Here is a 1,959-nt window from a genome sequence, read left to right as displayed (position 1 = left end):
TTGATTATATATTTGTGTCCGCGCAACGAAGGCGCGGGGAAATGGAGGAAAATATGAAAGTTATTTTATTAGAAGATGTAAAAAAAGTAGGTAAGAAGGGTGAAATCGTTAATGTATCTGACGGTTATGGACAGAACTTCTTAATTAAGAATGGTAAAGCTTTAATAGCAACAGAAACAGGTAAGAAGATTGTTGCCCAGCAGGAAGAAGAAAAGAAACAGGAAGACTTAAAGAAGAAAGAAGAAGCTCAGGAACTTGCAAAGAAGCTTGAAACTATTGTAGTAGAATTCAAGGTAAAGACTGGTAAGGATGGTAAGAGCTTTGATCATGTTTCTACAAAACATATCGCAAAGAAATTATTAGAAGAACATGGTATTAAGATTGATAAGAGAAAGTTCATCAATGCATATCCAGTAGGTGCTTTAGGAACTACTAAGTTGAAGATTGAACTTTATAAAGGTGTTATTGCGACTATCAATGTTCATTTATCTGAAAAATAAGGTGAATACTTATGGATACAAGAGAACTCCCTCATGACTTAGAGGCAGAACGTGCTTTATTAGGGGCGATGTTGATTGATAAGAATGCATGTAATGATGTCATCAACATGGCAACACCTCAGGATTTCTATCTTGATGCGCATCGACTGATCTTTACAGGCATGAAGTTCCTTCATGACGGTAATAAACCAATTGATGCCACTACAGTGACTGATTATTTAATTAACCAGAAGATATTAGAAAAAGTAGGTGGAGTAGACTACTTATTGGTACTTGCAAATTCAGTACCAACAGTCGCTCATACAACACATTATCTTCAGATATTAAATGAGAAGTCATTACTTAGAAGACTTATTAAAGAGGCTACAAACATCGTACAAGATGCTTATGGTGAAATTACTGATATTAATGATTTTATTGATACAGTAGAAAAAGATGTCTTAGAAGTCACTAGAGATAGAAATGCCGGGGAATTCAAGACAATTGAAAGTGTTGTACAGAATGTCACAGCCAGAATGAATCTCCTTCAGAAAAATGGCGGCGTTGTCTCTGGGGTAAAGACAGGCTATAAAGAATTAGATAAATTAACTTCAGGCTTCCAGCCAGGTGATTTAGTTATTCTTGCAGCTAGACCTTCTGTAGGTAAAACAGCTTTTGCCTTGAATATTGGCTTTAACTCATCACTTAATAGTGAAGAAGCTGTCGCAATATTTTCACTAGAAATGCCTGCTGAACAGCTTGTCACCAGATTAATATGTTGTGCAGGATCTATTGATAACGATAAATTAAAAACAGGTGCGATTTTAAAAGAAAATGCGAATAAATATTATGCAGCAGCAGATCGTGTCACACGTTGTAATTTATATATTGATGATACACCAGCAGTTAAGATTGGTGAAATTGCAGCTAAATGTAGAAGACTACAAAGAGAACAGGGATTAAAGATGGTTATTATCGATTACCTTCAGTTGATCTCTGGTCCATCTTCATCAAGAGAATCAAGACAGCAGGAAGTATCTGATATCTCTAGACAGTTAAAGGCATTAGCCAGAGAATTAAAGTGTCCCGTTATTGCCTTATCACAGCTTTCTCGTCAGGTTGAACAGCGTAAAGGAAAACCAATGTTGTCCGACTTAAGAGAATCCGGGGCTATCGAACAGGATGCCGATATCGTCGCTTTCCTTCATCGTGAAGACTATCAGAATAAAGAAAAAGAAGCAGAAACAAATGGCTTAACAGAAATTGTTGTGGCTAAGCACAGAAATGGTGCAACAGCCGATATCAGCCTTGTATTTGAAAAACAATACTCACGTTTCTCAGATTACTATACAGGTCCAGAAAACCAGAACAGTGGTGAAGGACTTAGAATTTAAAAGCAGTGGCACATGCGCCACTGCTTATTTGTGCGACAGGCAGTCGCTTATATGTCATGTCAAACAGGGGCATGGCATTTTCTACT

General features: G+C 37.0%; 2 protein-coding genes. Both read left to right on the top strand.

Annotation, left to right across the window (positions count from 1 at the left end; all coding sequences use genetic code 11):
- Window positions 1–53: 53 nt before the first annotated feature.
- Window positions 54–500: a 50S ribosomal protein L9 gene (gene rplI / locus DW269_RS12370; RefSeq protein ID WP_117460312.1), complete on the top strand. Its 447-nt coding sequence runs from the start codon at window positions 54–56 to the stop codon at window positions 498–500.
- Window positions 501–511: 11 nt separating this feature from the next.
- Complete coding sequence (dnaB, locus tag DW269_RS12365) at window positions 512–1,873, top strand: replicative DNA helicase (RefSeq protein ID WP_117460310.1); 1,362 nt, start codon at window positions 512–514, stop codon at window positions 1,871–1,873.
- Window positions 1,874–1,959 lie beyond the last annotated feature (86 nt).

The sequence above is a fragment of the Catenibacterium sp. AM22-6LB genome, from assembly GCF_003435615.1.
Classification (GTDB): domain Bacteria; phylum Bacillota_I; class Bacilli_A; order Erysipelotrichales; family Coprobacillaceae; genus Catenibacterium; species Catenibacterium mitsuoka_A.
The sequence above is the reverse complement of the archived record's forward strand: the minus strand, read 5'-3'. Positions and strand labels throughout refer to the sequence as shown.